The organism is Streptococcus oralis (assembly GCF_001588645.1).
Classification (GTDB): Bacteria; Bacillota; Bacilli; order Lactobacillales; family Streptococcaceae; genus Streptococcus; species Streptococcus oralis_AB.
In genome coordinates, this window is the sequence record NZ_LAYF01000004.1 from 102973 (window position 1) to 125878 (window position 22906).

The window sequence follows — 22906 nt, forward strand, 5'->3', positions numbered from 1 at the left end:
TAACTTAAATTTTTCTTAAGTTTTTTGAGAAAGTTAGATTTTTCCATTTTTCTTGCCAATTTTTCTTGGACAAGCGTTCTTGATAGAGCTTCATTCGGTCCTCATTCTCTAAAAAATGAGGAGTTGGGGAAATCTGAAAGTTCAAAATATCCTCTATACCATAAGGCACAAAGAGCTCCAAAGTTGCGTCGACATGCAAGCGGAGTCCTATCGCCGTACAGCGTTCGGGATACTTACTCATGGCATCACGAGAACTCGTGTAAGGCGCAGTGTGGGGACTGTGCAGATGCATATAGACCTGATTTTTCAACTCCCACTGATACTGGGGGAAGTCCTCTCTCAACTTGTTTTCTATTGCTAGCGTTTCTTCATAACTCACCTCTGGGTCAAAGAAAATGACATCCACATCCGTTTCACGGTCAAAGGCTGGTTTATCTGACAAAAGATTCCAGATAAAATTTCGAACTGAACCAGCTGCCAACCAGGAATCTTTCAACTCCAAGTCACGGATGATGGTCAAAATAGCCATCATGTCAGAATTTTCCCTAAAAGAGTCTAAAATTTCGGTCTCATTTTTCAATGTATTCATACCCTAAATGTTCATAAGCCTTGGCTGTCGCGACCCGTCCTGAACGAGTTCGCATGATGAAACCTTTCTGAATCAGGTAAGGTTCGTACATATCTTCGACTGTCTCACGCTCCTCGGCAATATTAACAGAAAGAGTTCCTAAACCGACAGGACCACCACCGTACATCTCAATCATGGTGCGAAGGATTTTTTGGTCTACATAGTCCAAACCTTCACGGTCTACATCCAGCATGGTCAAAGCCTTATCCGTAATCACATCATCAATCAAGCCATCCCCCATAATCTGGGCAAAGTCGCGCACGCGCTTGAGGAGACGATTGGCGATACGAGGAGTTCCTCGACTGCGTAAGGCCAACTCCGAAGCTGCCTCATGGGTGATTTCCATCTCAAAAATATCTGCCGTCCGCTCAACAATCTCTGTCAAGTCAGCGTGGGCATAGTATTCCATATGACCAGTAATTCCAAAACGAGCTCGGAGAGGATTTGAAAGCATCCCTGCTCGTGTCGTCGCCCCAATCAAGGTAAACGGAGGCAAGTCTAGATGAACGCTACGGCTAGCTTCCCCTGCTCCAATCATGATGTCGATGTAGAAGTCTTCCATGGCACTATATAGCACCTCTTCTACCGACATGGGCAAGCGATGAATCTCGTCAATAAAAAGAACATCTCCTGGCTCCAAGTCATTCAAAATCGCTACTAAATCACCAGCTTTTTCGATAACGGGACCAGACGTCTGTTTGAGATTTACTCCCAATTCATTGGCAATGACAAAGGCCATGGTCGTTTTCCCGAGACCTGGAGGGCCAAACAAAAGAACATGATCCAGCGCCTCATCACGCATTTTTGCTGCCTCGATAAAGATTTGAAGCTGATCCTTGACCTTGTCTTGTCCGATATATTCACGTAAATATTGGGGACGGAGGGTACGTTCTACCAACTCTTCATCACCCATGATTTCATTATCTAAAATTCTACTCATGTTCCTATTATAGCAAAAATCCAGCCTACAAACAAAAAAGCCACCGAATTTGGTGACTTCTTTAGGGAGATTATTATGAAAAAGAAAAGTTTAGGATTTCTATTAAATAAAGTTAGGAGGTCTTTATTTAATGGTTATATAATACACAAGGAGACTTAAAATTCCCTTAATTTTTAAATCAATCACTAACAATTTTCTTTAACAGCTGTTTGACCTGCAATACGTCCAAAAGTAAAGATGTCCGTAAGCGAATTTCCTCCTAGACGGTTACCTGCATGGAGTCCACCTGCGACTTCTCCGGCAGCATACAAACCAGGGATAATCTGACCGTTTTGATTCAAAACGTGTGTTGAAGTATCAATCTTGAGTCCACCCATTGTATGGTGAACGGCCGGTTTTCTCGGTGTTGCGTAAAATGGCGCAACCTCACACTTGAGATCAAAACTACCTTTATTAAATTCAGGATCAAAACCTGCATCTACATAGGAATTGTAATTCTTAATCGTTTCCACTAGAACTTGTGGATCTACACCAATCTGAACCGCCAACTCTTCTATCGTATCTGCACGATAGAGAGTACCTGCTTTGACTTGGGCATCGATTTTTTCTTGGCTAGTATTGTAGGCAGTTTCCTTGATACGTTCATCTGCGATTAGATAGAACAAGCCTCCATTATCAATCGCCGCTTGAGATAGCTTATCTCGGCTACCGTACTCATCTACAAAGCGCTTCCCTTCAGTATTTACCATGATGAAGTTTGCTGGAGGAACTTGAAGTCCTGAGAAAAGGGCTCCTGTCACTGGATCGGATACTGGCATCATTTGACTAAAGCCCATACCCACTAAATCTGCACCTACACTTTGCCCTAAAAGAATACCATCTCCTGTTACAGCTGGTGTATTAGATGTAGCAATATCATCTGCAATTTCAGTCCAGTAGGTATTGTATTTTTGTAGCATCTTTGTATTGGCACCAAATCCTCCAGAAGCTAGAACAACGGCATCTGCATTGACAATGATGGTTTGACCGTTTCGACCTTCTGCTCTGACACCCTTGACAGCCCCGTCTTTTACAAGCAATTCTTTAACTGGAGAGTCAGTCAAGATCTTGCCACCATGTTCTAGAACATATTTTTGTAGGACAGATATAAAGGCATACCCCATTGGTTGAACCGGCTTATGGCCACGACGCCAAAGGGCTCCAACTGGCATTGTCACTTCACTACGAACAAATTCAACGCCAATGTCTTCCAACCAACGAACAGACTCTAGGGCCCGTTCGGTTAAAACAGAAACCAAATCGTATTGGCCATGAATTTCATTTCCTTGTAAATCTTTTCGTTTCCCACCGATATAGGTTTGGATACGATAGAGCAAGGTAGAATCGAACAAATAGCTTGGGTCCTGCAAATACTGTTCAACCTCAACTTTCAAGGCTCTAAAGTCCTCTAGATATTCTGGATCAATCGTTGATTCATCTGTCGCAATCAATTCTTGAAGCGTATGTGCCTCACCTGGATGAGCTGCGAAGGTTCCTTGCCATGCTGGATCTGGTGCATTCATTGGACCACCTGCACGAACAGTATTTCCTCCAATTGCAGGAAATTTCTCAACAACAATTGGCTTCTTACCAGCTTGTAAGACTGCAGCGGCTGCAGCTAATCCAGCTCCTCCGCCTCCGACGATGACAACGTCTGCCTGATAGGTTTTATCTTCTTTATCTAGGGCAGATGGCGCTTTTGAACGCTTGCGTAAAACATCTGGATTTGCACCCGCTTGTTTGACTGCACGCGCAACTCCATCTAAAACACCATTTGAAGTAACAGAAGCTCCTGACACCGCATCGACGTTCAAGGTCTGTCCCTCAATGATTTCTGCTGGAATACGGGTAAAGACGACATCTGCGATTCCTGAAGATTCTCCAGAAGAATCGATTTCAATTTTTTCAATACGGTCCTCAGAAACCGTGACATCCATCGGCAATTTACCATTATAGCCTTCAGTTGTAACATGGTAAGTCCCCGGTTCAAAGCGAACCTCTTCAGGAAGGTTTAGTTGGTTTGCAACGGATACAAAGCGAAGGAAGCGATAAAAACAACTATCTAGGAAATCAACGGTTCGCTCATCAATCAAATCTCCATTATCATCAAATGCTCGATGAGCTCGACCAAGTAAAAACTCACTACCTGGCATAACTGTTGCATTTACCCCAGGAGCATCCAGAATCTGACGAAGATGAAGTTGGGCACGTGAAGAACCTTGAATATCGTAAGAAGCTCCGACAATCATTGTCGGCTTTCCGTCTAGTGGATGAATGTTAAAAGACAACCACTCGAGCAAGCTATTCAAACTTGATGGAATCGTATGATTGTGCTCGGGTGTCGAGATAATGACACCATCAGCTTCTGAAATAGCCTGGTTGAACTTCTGAATAACAGGTGTATCTGTTTGATCATCTGTTTCATTGAACATTGGTACATCTGTTATCTCTAAAATCTCAATATCCGCTTTCTGAGCAAAATGTCTTTTCATAAATTGCAACAGGTTGCGATTATAGGATTTTTTTGCATTAGTCCCAACAATAGCTACTAATTTCATGGATTGTTCTCCTTTCTTGAAATACTTATGCTTTCAACCATTCTTCCCAAATGAAAGATTTCTTACGATTTGTATCTTCTGGTTTGACCAAAGCCTTTGTTAATTCAACAAAGTTTTGAAACTCTGAAAAATGTTCTTCTAGTTCTGCAACCTTTTCAGGATTGTTCAAATGACACTCATCATCTAGGACTTGTTCAGAATGACCTAGAAAGAACTCTGTACCAGGCATAACTCTCGCTTTAAGCTCCGGCGCATCTAAAATCTGACGTAAATGTGTCTGCGCTCTAGATGTTCCTAGCAAACCGAGAGAAGCACCTACAATCATAGTTGGTTTATTGATTAAGGCACGACTGGTATAAGCAATCCACTCCAAAGCAGAGGCCAAAGGTGCTGGTATCGTGTGGTCATACTCAGGTGTTGAAATAATCACACCATCTGCGGCAAGAATTTTTTCTGAAAAAGCTTGAACTTCAGCTGGCGCTAGCTTGTCCTCAGGTTCGTTAAAGGCTGGCAATTGTTTGATTTCCAATACCTCAATGTCGGCTTTATCCGAAAAGTGCTTTTGCATAAATTTCAAGAGTTTCCGATTGGTTGAGCGATCTGAATTGGTTCCAACGATAGCAACTAGTTTCATCTTGGTACCCCTTTCATTTATTTAATCTACTTTCATTATACTACTTTAGAAAATCTTGTAAATCCTTGATAATAAAGACCGTGTTATTCTATCAGATTATCGTACTTTAGTACAAGTTCGTGAAAAAATTAACAAAATATCTTCTTAAACTATTGACCAGCTTCCTTAACTATGATATAGTCTTGGTGAAAAAATATACATTTAAGGAGGATGTTTTTATGAAAGAGACATTCAATCGTTGGAGGATTTTAGTCGCGTCTACAGCCATTCTTCTTTGCACAGGTGCCGTCTATTCCTTTTCTGTTTTTGCCGGACCACTTAGCAGTTCAACAAGCTGGTCCATGTCCGATATTATGTTAGCATTTGCTATCAACTCTGCAATCGGCCCTATTCCCATGATTCTAGGAGGTTATTTAGTTGACAAAGGTTATGTAAAATGGACTATCTCCCTAGGCGCTCTCCTATTTGCTAGCGGATTTTACTTAACCGGCTATGCCAATTCACCAGCCATGCTTTATTTGACCTATGGATTAATGGCCGGGCTTGGTCAAGGTTTTGCCTATTCGGGTGCCCTCTCCAATTCACTTCGCCTCTTCCCTGATAAACGTGGCTTAGCCTCTGGAATTCTGACAGGCGGCATGGGATTTGCCGCAGTCATCGCTTCTCCAGTCGCGAGCAATCTCATTCAACAACAAGATGCTTTCTTTGCTTTTCGTACAATTGGGCTAGTCTATATTGTTGTTATCATCTGTGCAATTTTCTTTATCAAGGCAGCTCCAAGTGGCTACCAACCAGCAGGCTGGAAAGCTCCAGTACAAACTAAGCAAGGACCTACTAATAAAAACTGGAAACAAATGCTACAAAGTCCTCTGTTTTACATTATCATTAGCATGTTCTTTGTTGGCGCCTTTTCTGGTTTGATGATTGCCTCTCAAGCATCACCAATCGGTCAATCAATGTTTGGACTCTCTGCTGGTACTGCAGCTCTCTATGTTTCTCTCTATTCCATTGCAAACTCTAGTGGTCGTTTTATCTGGGGATCACTTTCTGATAAAATTGGCCGTTCAAAGACCTTATTGATTATCTATTCTGTCATTGTCCTAGCTTTATTCTCCCTAACTATCGTCCCTGGTCAATTCGGGTTTACCTTAGGAATTATTGGACTTGGTATCTGCTTTGGTGGTGTTATGGGGGTCTTCCCATCTATCGTCATGGAAAATTACGGTCCTGCAAATCAAGGAGTCAACTACGGTATCGTCTTCACTGGATATTCTTTAGCAGCATTTTTCGCTCCCAGAGTCGCTGTTCAAATGGCAATGGCTAATGATGGAAATTATAGTGTAGCTTTTTATGTTGCTATTGCTTTGGCCTTCATTGGACTTATGCTTACTATTTTTTATATGAAAAAGAAAGCTTAAAGCCCGAAAACTTCCTAGATAAGGAAGTTTTTTTGGTATAATAAAAGTAGTAATAGTATATTGGGAGGATTTACCATGGCAGACCGTTCACGTTTCTTACGAGATAACCCATCTGACTTCCCATATGATTTTGAAAAACAAATCTTATCCAAAACATCTCCTGACACAATCTATCATTGTCATACTGAACTAGAGATTATTTACGTTACAAAGGGTTCTGCCATCGTTCATATCAACTCAGAACGCTTTGAAAGTCGCGAAGGAGATATATTTCTTATCCAACCGACCTCTCTCCATGCTATCTATTCTCGCAAAGTTCAAGAACTATTTTCTACCAGCTTTCGAATTCATCTAGATTATCTTGGGAGAAGTCAAATTGACAGCTTTAGCCAACGCTATATCCAACCCCTCCACTCTGGTCACTTTTGCCTCACTCCTCAAATATCACCAGGCGATAAAGCCTATGATCAAATTCAATCCTGCCTTCTTTCCCTCTTTTCTATCCTTGAAGAAAAAGGCATATACTACGACCTACTCATAAAATCTAAACTATACGAATTGCTTCATCTTCTCTTTAAGTATAGATACGTCAATCGACACTATACAGATGATACCTACCAAAAATACCAAAAACTAAAAGAAGTGATTTGCTACCTTGAACAGCATTACTCAGAACCCATTCATATTGAGCAACTGGCTGCAACATTTGGATATAGTAAAAATCACTTTATGAGTATTTTCAAGCAACATACTGGAGCCAGTTGTATGGACTACCTGCTCCAGTTACGTCTTGAGAAATCCTGTGAGAAACTCGTCCAAACCAATCTCAGCATTCAAGAAATTGCAAGCCAGGTCGGTTTCACCAACCTTTCAAACTTCAACCGTCAATTTAAGCAACACTATCATTTAACACCTAGACAGTATCGAAATCAACAACTTAAAAAGAAAACATGATTCTTTCTCCTTAGTCTTTTCTAAGGAGTTTTTTCAAATAAAAAAGCCACCTGATTGGGTGGCCTCTTTAGGGAGATTATTATGAAAAAGAAAAGTTTAGGATTTCATTAAATAAAGTTAGGAGGTCTTTATTTAATGATTATATGATACAAGATGAATCTTAAAGCTAACTTAACTTTTTCTTTGATTTATCTTTTTTTAAAAAATTTTTTTCAAAATGGATTTTTCCTCCCCAAGTCCTAAAAAAGCCACCTGATTGGGTGACTTCTTTAGGAGATTATGATGAAAAAGAAAAGTTTGGGATTTCATTAAATAAAGTTAGGAGGTCTTTATCTAATAACCATATAATACACGAGGAGACTTAAACTTTACTTAATAAAAAATAATTTTTTTATCTTTTTCTATCCACCCAAATCATTCCTGTACAATCATAAGTAGATAGGGTTTCAAAGCCCAGAGAACGGTAGAATCCCAAGTTTTTATCTGTTTGGTCTGTCACCAGTTGGACTTGATAGGCATCTTTGTAATCACCTAAAGCCTCTTTCATCAAGTCGCTACCAATCCCTTGGCGCTGATAGCTAGGCAAAACGATCAAATCCTGGACAAAAACCGATGAAAAACCATCTCCGACCAAACGGACCAAGCCAACCACGGCATCTCCATCACGTGCCAAATAAATCGCTAATGAGTTAGATAAGGCCTTCTCCAACATTTGGGGTTGATGTGTATAATTTGTCCATCCAACTGCCTGATAGAGATGCAAAACATCCTCTAACTTGACAATTTCTTGCTTTTTAATAGTGATCATGTCAACACCTCTTAGAGCTCTCTCAAACTCTTGTACTGCTGCCCATTTTTATCAAAATTTTCAGGAACCAACCATGCTTCCAAACGAGTTTTGACTTGGTGCCAGTCCTTATCAATCATCGACAGCCAATCCGTATCTCTAGTTCGCCCCTTATAAACGACAGCCTGACGGAAGGTTCCTTCATAGACAAAGCCCAAACGTTCTGCTGCTCGTCTTGATGGGATATTTAGAGCATCGCATTTCCACTCGTAGCGACGATAGTTAAGCTCCTCAAAAACATAGCGCGCCAAGAGATACTGGGCTTCTGTCCCTATTCGTGTTCCCCTTAGCTCTGGAGAAAAAATAACAGTCCCAACTTCAACTACACGATTATTTTGGTCGATGCGCATAAGCGAAAAGGTTCCCAAGACCTTACCCGTCTTCCTATCCAAGATAGCATAGAAAAAACGGTCCTTACGAGTCAACATCTGGTTTAAAAGGCTGACTAGTTCCTCCCTATTTGCTACTGGCTCCTGAAAGAGGTAGGTCCACATCTCCCGAGGAGTATCTGGGCCATAAACAGCTAGTAAATCTTCCGCGTGCTTTTCTACCGAAAGAGCCTCTATCCGAGCGTAGCGCCCTTCTAAGAAATCAATGGAAGGCAATTCACCTGGTGTATAACCTTTCATTGACTCACCAATCATCTGACCATATTCATTTACTGGCATCGCTTTCTCCTTGTTTTACTTTTCAAACTTTATAGTTGCCCATAGTATATCATACTTTCATAAGAAGATTCAAAAAATCCTCCAGATTCTACTCTGAAGGATTCCTATCTTATTTCACAACGATATTAACGAGTTTAGTTGGCTTCAATAGTCCAGTGGACTATTGAAGGTGGCAGATAGAGCTAATAAACTCGTTATTTAACGACGATATTAACGAGTTTGTTAGGTACCGCAATCACTTTGACAATTTCCTTGCCATCAATCTCTGCTTTGACTTTGTCATCAGCAAGAGCGACTGCTTGCAATTCTTCGCGTGATAGATCTTTAGCGACCATGAGTTTAGCACGGACTTTTCCTTTGATTTGGACAACGATTTCGATTTCGTCTTCAACCAATTTGCTTTCGTCCCATGTTGGCCAAGCTACATAAGAGATAGATTCGCCAGTTGCTGCGACTGTTTGCCAGAGCTCTTCTGCCAAGTGAGGCGCAAATGGAGCGATCAATTGGATAAAGCCTTTGGCATAGTCCACATAGAGCTTGTCTTCCTTGTTAGCTGCGTTGACAAAGACCATAAGTTGGGCAATAGCTGTGTTGAATTTCAATGATTCGATTTGTTCTGTTACAGACTTGACAGTCTCATTGTAGACCTTGTCAAGAGCACCATTGTTTTCCGCAACGATTTCTTTGGTTGTCATCAAACGGTAAACACGGTCGAGGAACTTACGGCTTCCTTCCAGACCTTCTTCAGACCAAGCGATGGAAGCATCAAGTGGTCCCATAAACATTTCATAGACTCGAAGGGTATCGGCACCGTATTGTTCCACCACATCGTCTGGGTTGACCACGTTCTTGAGAGATTTCGACATTTTGGCTGGTGCTTGCTCCAATTCTTCTCCTGTTTCCACATGGAAGAAGGAACCATCACGTTTTTCAACCTTGTCAGTCGCCACAAGAGCCCCACGGTGGTCACGGTAGCTTGTTCCCAAAATCATTCCTTGGTTAAAGAGTTTTTGGAATGGTTCTTTAGTTGGAACAACACCGATATCATAGAGGAATTTATGCCAGAAACGAGCGTAAAGTAAGTGAAGAACAGCATGCTCTGCCCCACCCACGTAGATATCCACTGGCAACCATTGTTTGAGAAGGTCCTCATCAGCCAATTTCTCAGTATTGTGTGGGTCAATATAACGGAGGTAGTACCAGCTTGAACCAGCCCACTGTGGCATGGTATTGGTCTCACGACGACCTTTGACACCATCTTCACGAGTCACCTCAAGCCAGTCTGTCAAGTTAGCCAATGGACTTTCACCAGTACCTGAAGGACGGATGTCCTTGGTTACTGGCAAGACAAGTGGCAATTCACTTTCTGGAACAGCAGTTGAAGTCCCATCTTCCCAATGAATAATTGGGATTGGCTCACCCCAGTAACGTTGACGGCTAAAGAGCCAGTCGCGGAGACGGTAGGTGATTCTCTCTTGACCACATTCTTTTTCTTCCAACCAAGCGACAATCTTAGCAATAGCATCTTCTTTATTGAGTCCATCTAGGAAATCTGAATTGACATGAAGCCCATCTTCAGTATAAGCAGCTTCTGCCACATTACCACCTTCAAGTACTTCTACGATTGGAAGACCAAACTGTTTGGCAAATTCCCAGTCACGTTGGTCGTGGGCTGGCACAGCCATGACAGCACCTGTTCCATAGCTAGCAAGAACGTAGTCCGCAATCCAGATTGGAATTTCTTTGCCATTGACAGGGTTGATGGCATAAGCACCAGTCCATACACCAGTTTTTTCTTTGGCAAGGTCGGTACGAGCCAAGTCAGACTTGAGACTAGCTTGGTGTTTGTAATCAGCAACTGCTTCAGCTTGTTCTGGACTGACGATAGCATCTACCAAATCATGCTCAGGTGCCAATACAGTGAAAGTCGCACCAAAGAGGGTATCAGGTCGCGTCGTAAAGACGGTGAATTCCTTGTCAGTCCCTTTCACTTTGAAAGTTACATTGGCACCAGTTGATTTCCCAATCCAGTTGCGTTGCATGTCCTTGATAGACTCTGGCCAATCCAACTCATCCAAGTCATTGAGCAAGCGCTCTGCATAAGCCGTGATTTTAAGCATCCATTGGCGCATTGGTTTGCGGACAACGGGATAACCTCCACGCTCAGATGTTCCGTCAGGAAGGACTTCTTCATTGGCAATGGCTGTTCCTAGTTCCTCAACCCAGTTTACTGGTACTTCCGCTTCATAGGCCAAGCCTTTTTCGTAAAGCTTGGTGAAGATCCACTGAGTCCACTTGTAATAGTTTGGATCTGTGGTGTTGACTTCACGATCCCAGTCGTAAGAGAATCCAAGCGCATTGATTTGACGTTTGAAGTTGGCAATGTTTTCCGCTGTAAACTCTGCCGGGTCATTCCCCGTATCCATAGCGTATTGCTCTGCAGGCAAACCAAAGGCATCCCATCCCATTGGGTGAAGGACATTGTAGCCTTGCGCACGTTTGTAACGGCTGAGAATATCCGTTGCTGTATAGCCTTCTGGGTGTCCTACGTGCAATCCAGCTCCTGATGGATATGGGAACATATCGAGAGCATAAAACTTCGGTTTTGACGCATCTGTTCCTGTCTTAAATGTATGATGTTGAGCCCAGTAGCCCTGCCACTTAGGCTCAATTTCCTTATGATTGTAAAAACTCATGGTATCTCTCCAATTTTATGATGTTACTATTATACCATTTTTAGGGGAATTTGAAAGACGAGAAAGAATCTTTTCCCTCCATTGTTAAGAAAGATTGGCTCTGAAAACACTCTTGCTAAACTAAATAAAAATAGCTCCTATACGGAGCTATCTTGATCAATGCTTATTTTCTTTCATCTTCTGCTGTCCTAGCTCCCGATAACGACGGTCACCGACGATTTCAACAGTAAACTGGCCGTCTTCATATTCAAGGATTGTCACACTACCATTATCTAGACCATGCGGATGCATGCCATTGATGAGGTAAACCATCGTACCAATGGTCATTCCATGGCTGACGACAAGAGCACTGCCCCCACCTTGTTCTTCCATTTCTTTGGCAATCGCTTCAAAGCCTTCCTTGATTCGACCACTGAGTTTTTCCCAACCTTCTGCCCAGCCTGCAGTATCAACCTCAACTAGACCTTCTGCTAGCTCTGCATAGGATAACTGATGAACATGATCCACCTTGAAAACACGAGGAATAACCCCCATAAAGAGGTCCCCATCATAGGCCCCATCAAAACTACCAAAACACCACTCACGGATTCGCTTGTCCATGCGGTAAGGGATTTTCCCCTGCAATCCAAGTTCTTCTAAGATAATTCCCATGGTTTGAATAGTGCGCCCTGAATCACTGGAATAAGCCCGGTCAAACTGCAAACCAGACTCTCTCAAGCCAATTCCCAACTCATGAATTCCCAACTCACCTTCTGCGGTTAGAGGCGTATCACTCCATCCTTGAGCACGTCCAATCGTGTTAAACATCGTTTTTCCATGACGTACCAAGTATAATCTTACTTTAGACATTTTCTATCCTCCATTTTCTTCTATTATATCATGGATCAAAGAAATATTTGGCTTTCAAAAGCAAAGCTCCTTCTCCTAATTTGCCACAAGAAAAGCTACCCTTATGGTAGCTTCCCTAGGAGATTATTATGAAAAAGTTTAGGATTTCTATTAAATAAAGTTAGGAGGTCTTTATTTAATGATTATAGTATACACAGTCATCCTTAAACTCAACTTAAATCCTCTCTCTTTTTTATTAATTTTTAAAACTATGGATTGGAGCTGGGATTTGCCCACCGCGAGAGATGAAATCAATAGACGAAGCCCCGTTGACCTTCATCACTGGAGCTGTCCCTAGCAAGCCACCAAACTCTATCATGTCGCCTTCTTTGCCCTTTGGAATAATACGGACAGCTGTTGTCTTCATATTAATGACACCAATTGCTGCCTCATCCGCGATCATAGCTGCAATGGTTTCAGCAGGCGTATCTTCCGGAATGGCAATCATGTCCAACCCAACAGAACAGATAGCCGTCATAGCTTCCAGTTTTTCTAAATTTAGGGAGCCATTTTGCACCGCTGCAATCATCCCCTCATCTTCAGAGACAGGGATAAAAGCTCCTGACAAGCCACCAACCTGATTACAAGCCATGACTCCGCCCTTCTTAACTTGGTCATTGAGCAAGGCAAGCGCTGCTGTTGTTCCATGGGTTCCAACTGTTTCCAAGCCCATCTCCTCGAGAACTCGAGCCACAGAATCGCCAACTGCAGGAGTTGGTGCCAAGCTTAGGTCGACAATTCCAAAGTCAACACCAAGGCGTTCACTTGCCATTTGACCAACTAGCTGACCGATACGAGTAATCTTAAAGGCTGTTTTCTTGACCGTCTCGGCTACTACATCAAAGCTCTGTCCACGAACCTTTTCCAAGGCGCGCTTGACCACACCAGGACCCGAAACCCCGACATTAATGATAACATCTGCTTCGCCAACACCATGGAAGGCCCCCGCCATAAAAGGATTGTCCTCAACAGCATTAGCAAATACGACCAACTTGGCTGCACCCATATCTGATAGCGCAGCTGTTTCCTTGATGATACGTCCCATATCAGCAACTGCAGTCATGTTGATACCTGACTTGGTCGAGCCGATATTGACGGACGAACAAACCTTTTCTGTCTCAGCTAGAGCGCGTGGGATAGAATTGATGAGAATCTCATCTCCTTTTTGGTAGCCCTTTTGTACCAAAGCTGAGAATCCACCAATAAAGTCAACACCAATCTCCTTGGCAGCCTTATCAAGAGCCTTTGCCAAAACGACATAGTCAGTCGCATCAGTCGCAGCACCAATTAAAGAAATCGGAGTCACCGATACTCGTTTATTAACAATAGGAATCCCAAGTTCTGCAGCAATTTCATCTCCCACAGCCACTAGATTTGCAGCTTTAGAGGTGATTTTTTGGTAAATCTTTTCAGCAGCACGTTCAATATCTGGATCAATACAGTCCAAAAGGGAGATGCCCATGGTGATGGTTCTGATATCGAAGTTCTGCTCTTCGATCATGGCAATGGTTTCCGTAACTTGTCTAATATCCATGATGCCCTCCTAGATATTATACATAGCATCAAAAATCGCTGAACTTTGAATATTGATTTTAACATTCAAGGACTGGCCGAAAGTTTCAAACTCATTTCGGAGATAAGTGAAATCCTGCTTTTCGTCACTAGAAACGACCGCCATCATGGTAAAGTATTCATCCAACACCGTCTGAGAAATATCGTCAATATTCAAACCCAACTCTGCAATCTTAGTAGACACGCCTGCAACAATCCCAGCCTTGTCCTTACCAACCACTGTAATAATAGCCTTCATCCTTATACCCCATTTCTACGATTTTTAGAAAACCTGAACGTTTTTGATTTTCTTTTTCCCTAGTATAGCATATTTCCGTAAAAAATACTAAAAAACGCCTGCTTACGAAGTTGTTCTTAAGAAAAAAACAATTTCGTAAACAAGCGTCTACCCTATCAAATGATGATGAGTGTTCCCGCTAGGACTGAAGTCCCAGCGGTAGACCAGAGCTAGACTAAGAGCACAAGACTCCATCATCATAACACTCAACAAAATTGATGATTTTATACTAATTCGATGATCGCCATTGGCGCAGCATCACCACGACGTGGTTCAGTTTTAAGGATACGAGTGTATCCACCGTTACGTTCAGCATAACGAGGTGCGATTTCTGAGAACAATTTTTGAAGTGCTGTAGTAGAAGTGTACTTATCAGTTGCTTCATCATAGTTTTCAGATGCGATTTCATTACGTACGAAAGCAGCTGCTTGACGACGTGCATGCAAATCACCACGTTTACCTAGAGTAATCATTTTTTCAACAGTTTTACGGATTTCTTTAGCACGAGCTTCAGTTGTCACGATTGATTCGTTGATCAAAAGGTCAGTTGTCAAATCGCGAAGCATTGCTTTACGTTGTGAGCTAGTGCGTCCTAGTTTACGGTAAGCCATGTATTCCTCCTTTATTTATCTTTTAATCCAAGACCCAAGTCAATGAGTTTGAGTTTCACTTCTTCCAAACTCTTGCGTCCAAGATTTCGTACTTTCATCATCTCTGCTTCAGATTTTTCTGTCAAATCATGCACAGTGTTGATACCGGCACGTTTCAAACAGTTGTATGAACGCACAGACAAGTCCAGTTCCTCAATCGTACGATCCAAAATACGATCGTCAGATTCAGTATCAGCTTCTTTCATCACTTCAGTTGACTTAGCAATCTCAGTAAGATTTGTAAACAAATCAAGATGTTCTGTCAAGATACGCGCTGAAAGCCCTAAAGCATCTTCTGGAATAATTGTTCCATTAGTCAAGATTTCAAGGGTTAATTTGTCAAATCCATCATTGCTACCTACACGAGCAGGCTCTACTTGATAGTTGACTTTTGTAACTGGTGTATAAATAGAATCTACAGCAAGTGTTCCAACTGGTGCATTATCTTTTTTGTTTTCATCAGCAGGTACATATCCACGACCACTGTTAACAGTCATTGTCGCTTTTAGAGAAGAACCTTCACCGATTGTAAAGAGATAATGATCTGGATTTACAATTTCAATATCACTATCAGTCAAAATGTCTCCAGCTGTAATTTCAGCAGGACCTTCAACGTCAAGTTCAATGATTTTTTCGTCTTCAACGTATGATTTCACTGCAATCCCTTTAATGTTCAGAATGATTTGCATCACGTCTTCACGAACACCTGGAACTGTGTCAAACTCATGCAAGACACCTTCAATGTTGATAGATGTCACTGCTGCTCCTGGTAGAGAAGCTAGTAGTACACGACGAAGAGAGTTACCAAGAGTTGTACCGTAGCCACGTTCAAGTGGTTCGATTACAAACTTGCCATAATCTTTATTTTCATCAATTTTTGTTATATTTGGTTTTTCAAACTCAATCATTTAGTTACTCCCTCTTAAACGAAAAGCAGTGTAATGCGATGATTATACACGGCGACGTTTTGGAGGACGAGCACCATTGTGTGGCACTGGAGTCACATCACGAATTGCTGTTACTTCAAGACCAGCGGCAGCAAGCGCACGAATAGCTGACTCACGACCAGAACCTGGACCTTTTACAGTAACTTCAACTGATTTAAGACCGTGTTCTTGTGCAGATTTAGCAGCAGCTTCAGAAGCCATTTGAGCAGCGAATGGTGTAGATTTACGAGAACCTTTGAAACCAAGAGCACCAGCTGATGACCAAGCAATTGCATTACCATGCACATCAGTAATCATAACAATAGTGTTATTAAATGTAGCGTGAATATGAGCAATACCAGATTCGATATTCTTTTTCACACGACGTTTACGTGTTGGTTTAGCCAAGACTTTTACCTCCTATATTATTTTTTCTTACCAGCAATCGCAACAGCTTTACCTTTACGAGTGCGAGCGTTGTTTTTAGTGTTTTGTCCACGGACAGGAAGTCCACGACGGTGACGAATACCACGGTAAGAACCGATTTCCATCAAACGTTTGATGTTCAAGTTTACTTCACGACGAAGGTCACCTTCAACTTTGATTGCATCCACTTCACGACGGATAGCATCTTCTTGATCTGATGTAAGGTCACGTACACGAACATCTTCTGAGATTCCAGCAGCTGCCAAAATTTTCTTAGATGTTGCAAGTCCGATACCATAAACGTAAGTCAATGAGATTACTACGCGTTTGTCATTTGGAATGTCAACTCCAGCAATACGAGCCATGTTTTCTCCTTTCTATCTTATCCTTGACGTTGTTTGTGTTTTGGATTTGCTGGGCAAATTACCATAACACGACCATTACGACGAATTACTTTACAGTATTCGCAAATTGGTTTGACCGATGGTCTTACTTTCATTTCTTATCCCTCCAAGTTTTTCGATTATTTAAAGCGGTAAGTGATACGTCCACGTGTCAAGTCATATGGACTCATCTCGACAGTAACACGATCTCCCGCTAAAATACGAATATAGTTTTTACGAATTTTACCAGAAACTGTTGCTAAAATCTGATGTCCATTTTCAAGTTCAACCGTAAACATTGCGTTAGGCATTGTATCGACTACTTTGCCTTCAACTTCAATCACATCGTCTTTTGCCACGCAAAAGCACCTCCATAAATTTCGATTCGATGCCTCTGAAAACAGAGACAACAATTATAAGTCAGACTATTTCAGTATAACATTTGTAGCGATTTTTTGCAAGTGTGAAAAACGCTTTATTTCAAATTTGTCAATACTTTTTCGATGTCTTTGAACACATCATTGATATCTTGATTTCCTTCGATATCGTGAACTAATCCTTTGACACGGTAGTGAGCAATGATTGGTTCACCTTGGGCAATATTCACATCCAAACGACGCTTCACTGTCTCAGGTTTGTCATCTTCACGTTGGTAGTAATCTTCCTCTTTATAGTCAACTGGTGGGTTGAAAACTTTGTGGAAGGTTTCACCTGTTTCGCGGTGGATGATACGACCACTCAAACGTTCCAAGAGACAATCTGGATTCACTTCGATATTGATCACGCCTTCTAGTTCGATACCAAGTTCCGCCAATGTTTTGTCCAAGGCATGGGCTTGTTCAATCGTACGTGGGTAACCATCCAACAAGAAACCTGTTTCCTTGATGTCGTCCTGTGAAAGGCGTTCTTTAACGATTCCATTTGTAACTTCATCTGGAACCAACTCACCTTTGTCAATATATGACTTCGCAAGTACACCCATTTCAGTTTGATTTGCCATAGCAGCACGGAACATATCTCCAGTTGAAATGTGTGCCACGTGGAATTGCTCCACAATTTTAGCTGCTTGCGTTCCCTTACCTGCTCCAGGTAAGCCCATAATCAAAAGATTCATGATAGGATCTCCTTATTTTGTATTTAAATAGAAGTAGAAATTTGTTTCAACCCCTATTTTAAAACAAAATAGAAGAGGGGAGACGAAAATCTCTCTGATAGATAGATCTTCATACTCCACTCTCTAAGCAAAAGTAATCTTGCTTTTATTCTGTTTTGTCCATGAAACCAACATACTTACGTTTCAATAGGTAACCTTCTAGCTGTTTGATTCCTTCGATACCAGTTGAGATAATGATCAAAAGACTAGTTCCCCCAAAAGCAACAGCTTCTGAAAGACCAAAGACATCTTTTGCCACAATCGGCAAGATAGAAATCACACCAAGGAAGATTGATCCGACAGTCGCAAGGCGACGAAGAAGTTTCGACATGAACTCTTCAGTACCCTTACCAGGACGGACACCATGAATGTAGGCTCCACTCTTTTGCAAGTTTTCTGCTGCTTTCTCTGGATTGATCTGTACAAATGTATAGAAGAATGTAAAGAGAATGATCAACAAGGCATACATAGCAACACCTGTCGGAGATGTTGTAGATAACATTTCCTGTGCTGTACGTACCCAAGCCCAATCATGACCTGTAGCACTCAAAAATTGAAGAATGGCTGCAGGTGCTGCTGTAATGGAACTTGCAAAGATAACTGGGATAACCCCCGCTGGGTTCACCTTCAATGGAAGGTATGAGCTTGATGGGGCTCCTTGAGCAACTTTTGTATATTGGATTGAAATTTTATATTCTGCCTGTTGAACAAAGGTTGTAAAGTAAACAATCAACAAGACAGCGATAATCAAAATAACGACAAAGATAATAGATGAAGTCAAACGGCTACTTGGAATATTGACGAAGTAGTCAACATAGATGCCTTTAATCATCTCAGGAATTGAAGCAACAATACCTGCAAAGATGATCATAGAAACACCGTTTCCGTATCCCTTATCTGTAATTTGTTCCCCGAGCCAAGTTACAATCATACTACCTGCTGTGAGGATAATACCAATGGTAACAAAAACTTGTGGAGTTAAAGCTGTCGTTAATAATTTCGCTCCAGATAGAGTATTAAATCCTGCTGTAATCCCGATAGATTGAACAAATGCAAGCACAAGCGCAATATAACGAGTAGCTTGGTTTAGTTTTCTCCGTCCTACTTCCCCTTGTTTGCCCCACTCTACAAACTTCGGTAAAATATCCATTTGTAGCAATTGAACAACGATGGAAGCAGTGATATAAGGACTTACTCCGAGTGCAAAAACGGAGAAGTTCTTCATGGCGTTCCCTGAAACAAGACTAAGCATGTTCAAGAAAGATAAACCACTGAGAGCTTCTAAACTTTTTGCATTCACACCTGGAACAGTGATACTTGTCCCAATACGGAAAACAAGGATGATAAAAATCGTAAAGAGAATTTTTGATCGAACTTGTTTAACCTTGAGCGCTTCTTTTAGTAATTTAAAAAACATGGGTCACCTCTCTTAGATGACTTCTACAGAACCACCTTTAGCAGTGATAGCTTCCTCAGCTGATTTAGAGAATTTAGCTGCTTTCACAGTCAATTTCTTAGTCAACTCACCGTTACCAAGAATTTTAACTCCTGATTTTTCAGCTTTCACAATTCCTGCTTCGATAAGTACAACTGGAGTTACTTCTGCACCGTCTTCAAAGACGTTCAATTGGTCAAGGTTTACAATTGCATATTCTTTAGCGTTGATGTTAGTGAATCCGCGTTTTGGAAGACGACGGAACAATGGAGTTTGTCCACCTTCAAAACCAAGGCGAACTCCGCCACCGCTACGAGCTTTTTGACCTTTTTGACCGCGACCAGATGTTTTACCGTTACCTGATGAAGTACCACGACCAACACGGTTACGTACTTTACGAGAACCTTCTGCAGGTTTCAATTCATGAAGTTTCATTATTATTTTCTCCTCTTTTGTAAAATGCTAGCGCCGATAAGAGAGAAAAGGTTGTCTCCCTTATCAACTCGCCTATACATCGTCATCTTAGATGACTATACCTAGTTTTAGGGGATGAGTATTGCCACATCCCCTAAAAATTCATTAGTTTACTTCTTCAACTGTTACCAAGTGAGATACTGCAGTGATCATACCACGGATAGCAGCGTTGTCTTCTTTGATAACAGAGCTGTTCAATTTGCCAAGTCCAAGTGCTACAACAGTTTTACGTTGTGATGGAATGCGTCCGATTGGAGACTTAGTCAAAGTAATTTTAATTTGAGCCATTTTATCCCCTTTCTTATGCCAAATCAGAAACTGAAATACCACGAAGGGCAGCAACTTCTTCAGCGCGTTTCAATTGTTTCAAACCTTCAACAGTTGCGCGAACAATGTTGATTGGAGTGTTAGAACCAAGTGATTTAGATGTAATATCTGCCACACCTGCCAATTCCACAACGGCACGAACTGCACCACCAGCGGCAACTCCAGAACCTTCTACAGCAGGTTTCAACAATACTTTAGCTCCACCGAATTCTGAAAGAACTTCGTGTGGGATTGTTGTTCCAACCATAGGAACTTCAATCAAGTTTTTCTTAGCATCTTCTACTGCTTTGCGGATTGCTTCTGGAACTTCTTGAGCTTTACCAGTACCAAATCCTACGCGACCATTGTGGTCACCAACAACAACAAGAGCTGCGAAACGAAGACGACGTCCACCTTTAACAACTTTTGTAACACGGTTGACAGCAACTACGCGTTCTTCTAATTCAACTGCATTGTCTTTAAATGCCATTTTCTAGTGTCCTCCTATTAGAATTTCAATCCGTTTTCACGAGCTGCATCAGCCAAAGCTTTCACACGTCCGTGATATAGATATCCACCGCGGTCGAACACCACTTCTGAAATACCTTTAGCGTTTGCACGTTCTGCAACGAGTTTACCGACAGCAACGGCTTGTTCAGTTTTAGTTCCTTTTGAAACTTCTTTGTCAAGAGTTGAAGCACTTGCGAGCGTTACACCCGCTACGTCATCAATCACTTGAGCGTAGATGCCTGTATTAGAACGGAATACGTTCAAACGTGGGCGATCAGCAGTTCCAGAGAGTTTTCCGCGAACGCGACGGTGGCGTTTTTGGCGGAGTTTGTTTTTATCTGGTTTAGAAATCACAGTTTTCACCTCTTTAGTTTTAAATCGTGTGCTATGCACTAAGTTGGAAAATAGGTTGGTGGTTGAAAATCAACCACTCAACATTATTTACCTGTTTTACCTTCTTTACGGCGAACGAATTCACCAACGTAACGGATACCTTTACCTTTATATGGTTCTGGTGAACGAAGGCTACGTACGTAAGCAGCTGTTTGACCAACTACTTCTTTTGAAATTCCGCTAACAACGATTGTTGTTGGGTTTGGAAGTTCAAAAGTAATTCCTTCTGGAGCTTCAACTTCGTCTGGATGAGATTTACCAACAGCCAAAACAAGTTTAGATCCTTGAAGTTGTGCACGGTAACCAACCCCGCGCATTTCAAGTTCTTTCTTGAATCCTTCTGATACACCAACAACCATGTTGTTCAAAAGGGCACGAGTAGTTCCGTGGATTGTTTTCATTTCTTTTGAATCGTTTGGACGGTGAAGAGTTACTTCAGTACCTTCCACACGAATTTCAATATCTTTTGAGAACTCACGAGTAAGTTCTCCTTTAGGTCCTTTTACAGTTACAACGTTGTCATTGTTAGTGATTTCAACACCAGCAGGCAACACGATAACTTTATTACCAATACGTGACATGTTTATTTTCTCCTGTTAAATTGTCAGGCCAGAACGGCCAGTTTTCACGGGGGCTTAAATCGATTTCTCGATTTAAAGGAACATTTAGGTTTCAATTTTAAAGTGAATCTAGGCATCGTCTCACAGGCATAACTTTGGGTTAGGTAAGAGACGATAACGAAGAGTCACAAAGAAATTGGAAGCTAAATATTACCAAACGTAAGCGATAACCTCACCACCAACGTTCTTTTGGCGAGCTTCTTTATCAGTAAGCAAACCTTCAGAAGTTGAAAGAATAGCAATTCCAAGTCCGTTAAGAACTTTTGGAAGATCTTCACGTTTCTTGTAGACACGAAGTCCTGGTTTAGAAACACGTTTCAAGTTAGTGATAACTTTTTCACCGTTTGGTCCGTATTTAAGGAATACACGGATGATGCCTTGTTTGTCATCTTCGATGATTTCTACGTTCTTAACAAAACCTTCGCGTTTAAGGATTTCAGCAATCCCTTTTTTGATGTTTGATGCAGGTACTTCAAGTACTTCGTGTTTCGCTTGGTTAGCGTTACGAATACGAGTTAGGAAGTCTGCGATTGGGTCAGTCATAACCATTTTGTTTTTCTCCTCTTACTAGTAGTTTGCAAGTTGCACTTGCTAGTTAATGATTGAGCTGGGCTCAGATAGTATTGACACATTCAAATGAGAGAACTCTTATTTGAACACGAGCTACAACCTGTGCAAAAAAGATAAATTTGTTTTGGAGCATCGCTCCTTCACCAAATTTTCTATTTTTGCTGTGGTTGTTACGCTCTTTGTATCATGATATTACCAAGATGCTTTTGTTACACCAGGAATTTGTCCTTTGTAAGCTAATTCACGGAAGCAAACACGGCAAAGTTTAAATTTGCGGTAAACTGAATGTGGACGACCACATTTTTCACAACGAGTATAAGCTTGAGTAGAGAACTTCGCTGGACGTTTGTTCTTAGCAATCATTGATTTTTTAGCCATTAGATTTACCTCCTATATTATTTTGCAAAAGGCATTCCAAGGCCTGTAAGCAATGCACGTGACTCTTCGTCAGTGTTAGCAGTTGTTACGATAACGATGTCAAGACCACGAGTTTTGTCAACGTCATCAAAGTTGATTTCTGGGAAGATCAATTGTTCTTTCACACCAAGAGTGTAGTTTCCGCGTCCATCAAATGATTTTGTTGGAACACCGTGGAAGTCACGTACACGTGGAAGTGAAACTGAAACCAATTTGTCCAAGAATTCGTACATACGTTCACCACGAAGGGTAACTTTTGCACCGATCGCTACACCTTCACGAAGACGGAAGCCGGCGATTGATTTTTTAGCTTTAGTGATAAGTGGTTTTTGACCTGAGATAAGTGCCAATTCTTCAGCAGCTTTTTCAAGACTTTTAGCGTTTGATACAGCTTCACCAACACCCATGTTCAAAACGATCTTATCTACTTTAGGCACAGCCATCACTGATGAGTAGTTGAATTGTTCTGTCAAAGCAGGAACTACTTCATTAAGATATTTTTCTTTTAAACGATTTGCCATTAT

At 41.5% G+C, this 22906-nt stretch carries 28 protein-coding genes; 2 read left to right on the forward strand and 26 right to left on the reverse strand.

Annotated features, from left to right (window positions below; all coding sequences use genetic code 11):
* Positions 1-4: 4 nt before the first annotated feature.
* The 4 genes from A0739_RS04290 to A0739_RS04305 all read right to left on the reverse strand — a co-directional run bounded on the left by A0739_RS04290 (position 5) and on the right by A0739_RS04305 (position 4799).
* A complete protein-coding gene (locus tag A0739_RS04290) occupies positions 5-589 on the reverse strand; it encodes a nucleotidyltransferase family protein (protein WP_061587184.1) in 585 nt (194 codons plus the stop codon).
* On the reverse strand, positions 570-1568 hold the full coding sequence (ruvB, locus tag A0739_RS04295) for a Holliday junction branch migration DNA helicase RuvB (RefSeq protein ID WP_082243803.1): 999 nt from the start codon (positions 1566-1568) through the stop codon (positions 570-572). Before ruvB ends, A0739_RS04290 begins: the two co-directional genes overlap by 20 nt.
* Before the next feature lie 185 nt (positions 1569-1753).
* Positions 1754-4165: a flavocytochrome c gene (locus A0739_RS04300; protein WP_061587185.1), complete on the reverse strand. Its 2412-nt coding sequence runs from the start codon at positions 4163-4165 to the stop codon at positions 1754-1756.
* 25 nt (positions 4166-4190) lie between these two features.
* Complete coding sequence (locus A0739_RS04305) at positions 4191-4799, reverse strand: NADPH-dependent FMN reductase (RefSeq protein ID WP_061587186.1); 609 nt, start codon at positions 4797-4799, stop codon at positions 4191-4193.
* A 218-nt stretch (positions 4800-5017) separates the two neighbouring features.
* Between A0739_RS04305 and A0739_RS04310 the strand changes: the two genes are divergently transcribed.
* Together A0739_RS04310 and A0739_RS04315 are read left to right on the forward strand one after the other, a co-directional pair.
* The gene (locus tag A0739_RS04310) at positions 5018-6217 is read left to right on the forward strand and encodes an L-lactate MFS transporter (protein ID WP_061587187.1); all 1200 of its coding nucleotides are present in this window, start codon (positions 5018-5020) and stop codon (positions 6215-6217) included.
* 75 nt (positions 6218-6292) lie between these two features.
* Positions 6293-7171 carry an AraC family transcriptional regulator gene (locus tag A0739_RS04315; protein WP_061587188.1) on the forward strand — a complete coding sequence of 293 codons (879 nt, stop codon included), beginning with the start codon at positions 6293-6295 and terminating at the stop codon, positions 7169-7171.
* Between the two features lie 391 nt (positions 7172-7562).
* On the opposite strand, the gene A0739_RS04320 is transcribed toward A0739_RS04315, so the two are convergent.
* From A0739_RS04320 to rplE, 22 genes are all read right to left on the reverse strand, one after another.
* Entirely contained in the window at positions 7563-7979 is a 417-nt protein-coding gene (locus tag A0739_RS04320; protein WP_061587189.1) for a GNAT family N-acetyltransferase, read from the reverse strand.
* A gap of 11 nt (positions 7980-7990) precedes the next feature.
* A complete protein-coding gene (locus tag A0739_RS04325) occupies positions 7991-8686 on the reverse strand; it encodes a GNAT family N-acetyltransferase (protein WP_061587190.1) in 696 nt (231 codons plus the stop codon).
* A 194-nt stretch (positions 8687-8880) separates the two neighbouring features.
* Positions 8881-11382: a leucine--tRNA ligase gene (leuS, locus tag A0739_RS04330; RefSeq protein ID WP_061587191.1), complete on the reverse strand. Its 2502-nt coding sequence runs from the start codon at positions 11380-11382 to the stop codon at positions 8881-8883.
* A gap of 156 nt (positions 11383-11538) precedes the next feature.
* Positions 11539-12231 carry a histidine phosphatase family protein gene (locus A0739_RS04335; RefSeq protein WP_061587192.1) on the reverse strand — a complete coding sequence of 231 codons (693 nt, stop codon included), beginning with the start codon at positions 12229-12231 and terminating at the stop codon, positions 11539-11541.
* A 235-nt stretch (positions 12232-12466) separates the two neighbouring features.
* Positions 12467-13804 (reverse strand): PFL family protein, encoded by a 1338-nt coding sequence (locus A0739_RS04340; protein ID WP_061587193.1) that lies wholly within the window; start codon positions 13802-13804, stop codon positions 12467-12469.
* Between the two features lie 9 nt (positions 13805-13813).
* Positions 13814-14080, reverse strand: a complete 267-nt coding sequence (locus A0739_RS04345) for an ACT domain-containing protein (RefSeq protein ID WP_061587194.1) — start codon at positions 14078-14080, stop codon at positions 13814-13816.
* Between the two features lie 263 nt (positions 14081-14343).
* A complete protein-coding gene (gene rplQ, locus A0739_RS04350) occupies positions 14344-14730 on the reverse strand; it encodes a 50S ribosomal protein L17 (protein ID WP_000331493.1) in 387 nt (128 codons plus the stop codon).
* Positions 14731-14741: 11 nt separating this feature from the next.
* Complete coding sequence (locus A0739_RS04355; protein ID WP_000568993.1) at positions 14742-15677, reverse strand: DNA-directed RNA polymerase subunit alpha; 936 nt, start codon at positions 15675-15677, stop codon at positions 14742-14744.
* A gap of 42 nt (positions 15678-15719) precedes the next feature.
* Positions 15720-16103 carry a 30S ribosomal protein S11 gene (rpsK, locus tag A0739_RS04360; protein WP_001118385.1) on the reverse strand — a complete coding sequence of 128 codons (384 nt, stop codon included), beginning with the start codon at positions 16101-16103 and terminating at the stop codon, positions 15720-15722.
* Positions 16104-16120: 17 nt separating this feature from the next.
* Positions 16121-16486, reverse strand: coding sequence for a 30S ribosomal protein S13 (gene rpsM, locus A0739_RS04365; protein WP_000090781.1), 366 nt, complete (start codon positions 16484-16486; stop codon positions 16121-16123).
* Positions 16487-16503: 17 nt separating this feature from the next.
* Positions 16504-16620 carry a 50S ribosomal protein L36 gene (rpmJ, locus tag A0739_RS04370; RefSeq protein ID WP_001808836.1) on the reverse strand — a complete coding sequence of 39 codons (117 nt, stop codon included), beginning with the start codon at positions 16618-16620 and terminating at the stop codon, positions 16504-16506.
* 24 nt (positions 16621-16644) lie between these two features.
* Positions 16645-16863, reverse strand: a complete 219-nt coding sequence (gene infA / locus A0739_RS04375; RefSeq protein WP_001029883.1) for a translation initiation factor IF-1 — start codon at positions 16861-16863, stop codon at positions 16645-16647.
* Between the two features lie 116 nt (positions 16864-16979).
* On the reverse strand, positions 16980-17618 hold the full coding sequence (locus tag A0739_RS04380) for an adenylate kinase (protein WP_061587195.1): 639 nt from the start codon (positions 17616-17618) through the stop codon (positions 16980-16982).
* A gap of 145 nt (positions 17619-17763) precedes the next feature.
* A complete protein-coding gene (secY, locus tag A0739_RS04385) occupies positions 17764-19074 on the reverse strand; it encodes a preprotein translocase subunit SecY (RefSeq protein ID WP_061587196.1) in 1311 nt (436 codons plus the stop codon).
* 12 nt (positions 19075-19086) lie between these two features.
* Entirely contained in the window at positions 19087-19527 is a 441-nt protein-coding gene (gene rplO, locus A0739_RS04390) for a 50S ribosomal protein L15 (protein ID WP_000766089.1), read from the reverse strand.
* 144 nt (positions 19528-19671) lie between these two features.
* A complete protein-coding gene (rpmD, locus tag A0739_RS04395) occupies positions 19672-19854 on the reverse strand; it encodes a 50S ribosomal protein L30 (RefSeq protein WP_000057241.1) in 183 nt (60 codons plus the stop codon).
* Positions 19855-19867: 13 nt separating this feature from the next.
* Complete coding sequence (gene rpsE / locus A0739_RS04400) at positions 19868-20362, reverse strand: 30S ribosomal protein S5 (RefSeq protein WP_000874204.1); 495 nt, start codon at positions 20360-20362, stop codon at positions 19868-19870.
* Positions 20363-20379: 17 nt separating this feature from the next.
* Entirely contained in the window at positions 20380-20736 is a 357-nt protein-coding gene (gene rplR / locus A0739_RS04405) for a 50S ribosomal protein L18 (protein WP_000624044.1), read from the reverse strand.
* Between the two features lie 83 nt (positions 20737-20819).
* On the reverse strand, positions 20820-21356 hold the full coding sequence (gene rplF, locus A0739_RS04410) for a 50S ribosomal protein L6 (RefSeq protein WP_000086626.1): 537 nt from the start codon (positions 21354-21356) through the stop codon (positions 20820-20822).
* Positions 21357-21545: 189 nt separating this feature from the next.
* Positions 21546-21944 (reverse strand): 30S ribosomal protein S8, encoded by a 399-nt coding sequence (rpsH, locus tag A0739_RS04415; RefSeq protein ID WP_000245504.1) that lies wholly within the window; start codon positions 21942-21944, stop codon positions 21546-21548.
* Positions 21945-22157: 213 nt separating this feature from the next.
* A complete protein-coding gene (locus A0739_RS04420) occupies positions 22158-22343 on the reverse strand; it encodes a type Z 30S ribosomal protein S14 (RefSeq protein WP_001085697.1) in 186 nt (61 codons plus the stop codon).
* Positions 22344-22360: 17 nt separating this feature from the next.
* Positions 22361-22903, reverse strand: a complete 543-nt coding sequence (gene rplE / locus A0739_RS04425) for a 50S ribosomal protein L5 (protein WP_000013542.1) — start codon at positions 22901-22903, stop codon at positions 22361-22363.
* Positions 22904-22906: the final 3 nt, after the last annotated feature.

Excerpts from the sequence above, each read along its gene's own strand:
- A0739_RS04290 (WP_061587184.1), bottom strand. The coding sequence starts at position 589 with ATGAATACATTGAAAAATGAGACCGAAATTTTAGACTCTTTTAGGGAA.
- ruvB (WP_082243803.1), bottom strand. The coding sequence starts at position 1,568 with ATGAGTAGAATTTTAGATAATGAAATCATGGGTGATGAAGAGTTGGTA.
- A0739_RS04300 (WP_061587185.1), bottom strand. The coding sequence starts at position 4,165 with ATGAAATTAGTAGCTATTGTTGGGACTAATGCAAAAAAATCCTATAAT.
- A0739_RS04305 (WP_061587186.1), bottom strand. The coding sequence starts at position 4,799 with ATGAAACTAGTTGCTATCGTTGGAACCAATTCAGATCGCTCAACCAAT.
- A0739_RS04310 (WP_061587187.1), top strand. The coding sequence starts at position 5,018 with ATGAAAGAGACATTCAATCGTTGGAGGATTTTAGTCGCGTCTACAGCC.
- A0739_RS04315 (WP_061587188.1), top strand. The coding sequence starts at position 6,293 with ATGGCAGACCGTTCACGTTTCTTACGAGATAACCCATCTGACTTCCCA.
- A0739_RS04320 (WP_061587189.1), bottom strand. The coding sequence starts at position 7,979 with ATGATCACTATTAAAAAGCAAGAAATTGTCAAGTTAGAGGATGTTTTG.
- A0739_RS04325 (WP_061587190.1), bottom strand. The coding sequence starts at position 8,686 with ATGCCAGTAAATGAATATGGTCAGATGATTGGTGAGTCAATGAAAGGT.
- leuS (WP_061587191.1), bottom strand. The coding sequence starts at position 11,382 with ATGAGTTTTTACAATCATAAGGAAATTGAGCCTAAGTGGCAGGGCTAC.
- A0739_RS04335 (WP_061587192.1), bottom strand. The coding sequence starts at position 12,231 with ATGTCTAAAGTAAGATTATACTTGGTACGTCATGGAAAAACGATGTTT.
- A0739_RS04340 (WP_061587193.1), bottom strand. The coding sequence starts at position 13,804 with ATGGATATTAGACAAGTTACGGAAACCATTGCCATGATCGAAGAGCAG.
- A0739_RS04345 (WP_061587194.1), bottom strand. The coding sequence starts at position 14,080 with ATGAAGGCTATTATTACAGTGGTTGGTAAGGACAAGGCTGGGATTGTT.
- rplQ (WP_000331493.1), bottom strand. The coding sequence starts at position 14,730 with ATGGCTTACCGTAAACTAGGACGCACTAGCTCACAACGTAAAGCAATG.
- A0739_RS04355 (WP_000568993.1), bottom strand. The coding sequence starts at position 15,677 with ATGATTGAGTTTGAAAAACCAAATATAACAAAAATTGATGAAAATAAA.
- rpsM (WP_000090781.1), bottom strand. The coding sequence starts at position 16,486 with ATGGCTCGTATTGCTGGAGTTGACATTCCAAATGACAAACGCGTAGTA.
- rpmJ (WP_001808836.1), bottom strand. The coding sequence starts at position 16,620 with ATGAAAGTAAGACCATCGGTCAAACCAATTTGCGAATACTGTAAAGTA.
- A0739_RS04380 (WP_061587195.1), bottom strand. The coding sequence starts at position 17,618 with ATGAATCTTTTGATTATGGGCTTACCTGGAGCAGGTAAGGGAACGCAA.
- secY (WP_061587196.1), bottom strand. The coding sequence starts at position 19,074 with ATGTTTTTTAAATTACTAAAAGAAGCGCTCAAGGTTAAACAAGTTCGA.
- rplO (WP_000766089.1), bottom strand. The coding sequence starts at position 19,527 with ATGAAACTTCATGAATTGAAACCTGCAGAAGGTTCTCGTAAAGTACGT.
- rpmD (WP_000057241.1), bottom strand. The coding sequence starts at position 19,854 with ATGGCTCAAATTAAAATTACTTTGACTAAGTCTCCAATCGGACGCATT.
- rpsE (WP_000874204.1), bottom strand. The coding sequence starts at position 20,362 with ATGGCATTTAAAGACAATGCAGTTGAATTAGAAGAACGCGTAGTTGCT.
- rplF (WP_000086626.1), bottom strand. The coding sequence starts at position 21,356 with ATGTCACGTATTGGTAATAAAGTTATCGTGTTGCCTGCTGGTGTTGAA.
- rpsH (WP_000245504.1), bottom strand. The coding sequence starts at position 21,944 with ATGGTTATGACTGACCCAATCGCAGACTTCCTAACTCGTATTCGTAAC.
- A0739_RS04420 (WP_001085697.1), bottom strand. The coding sequence starts at position 22,343 with ATGGCTAAAAAATCAATGATTGCTAAGAACAAACGTCCAGCGAAGTTC.
- rplE (WP_000013542.1), bottom strand. The coding sequence starts at position 22,903 with ATGGCAAATCGTTTAAAAGAAAAATATCTTAATGAAGTAGTTCCTGCT.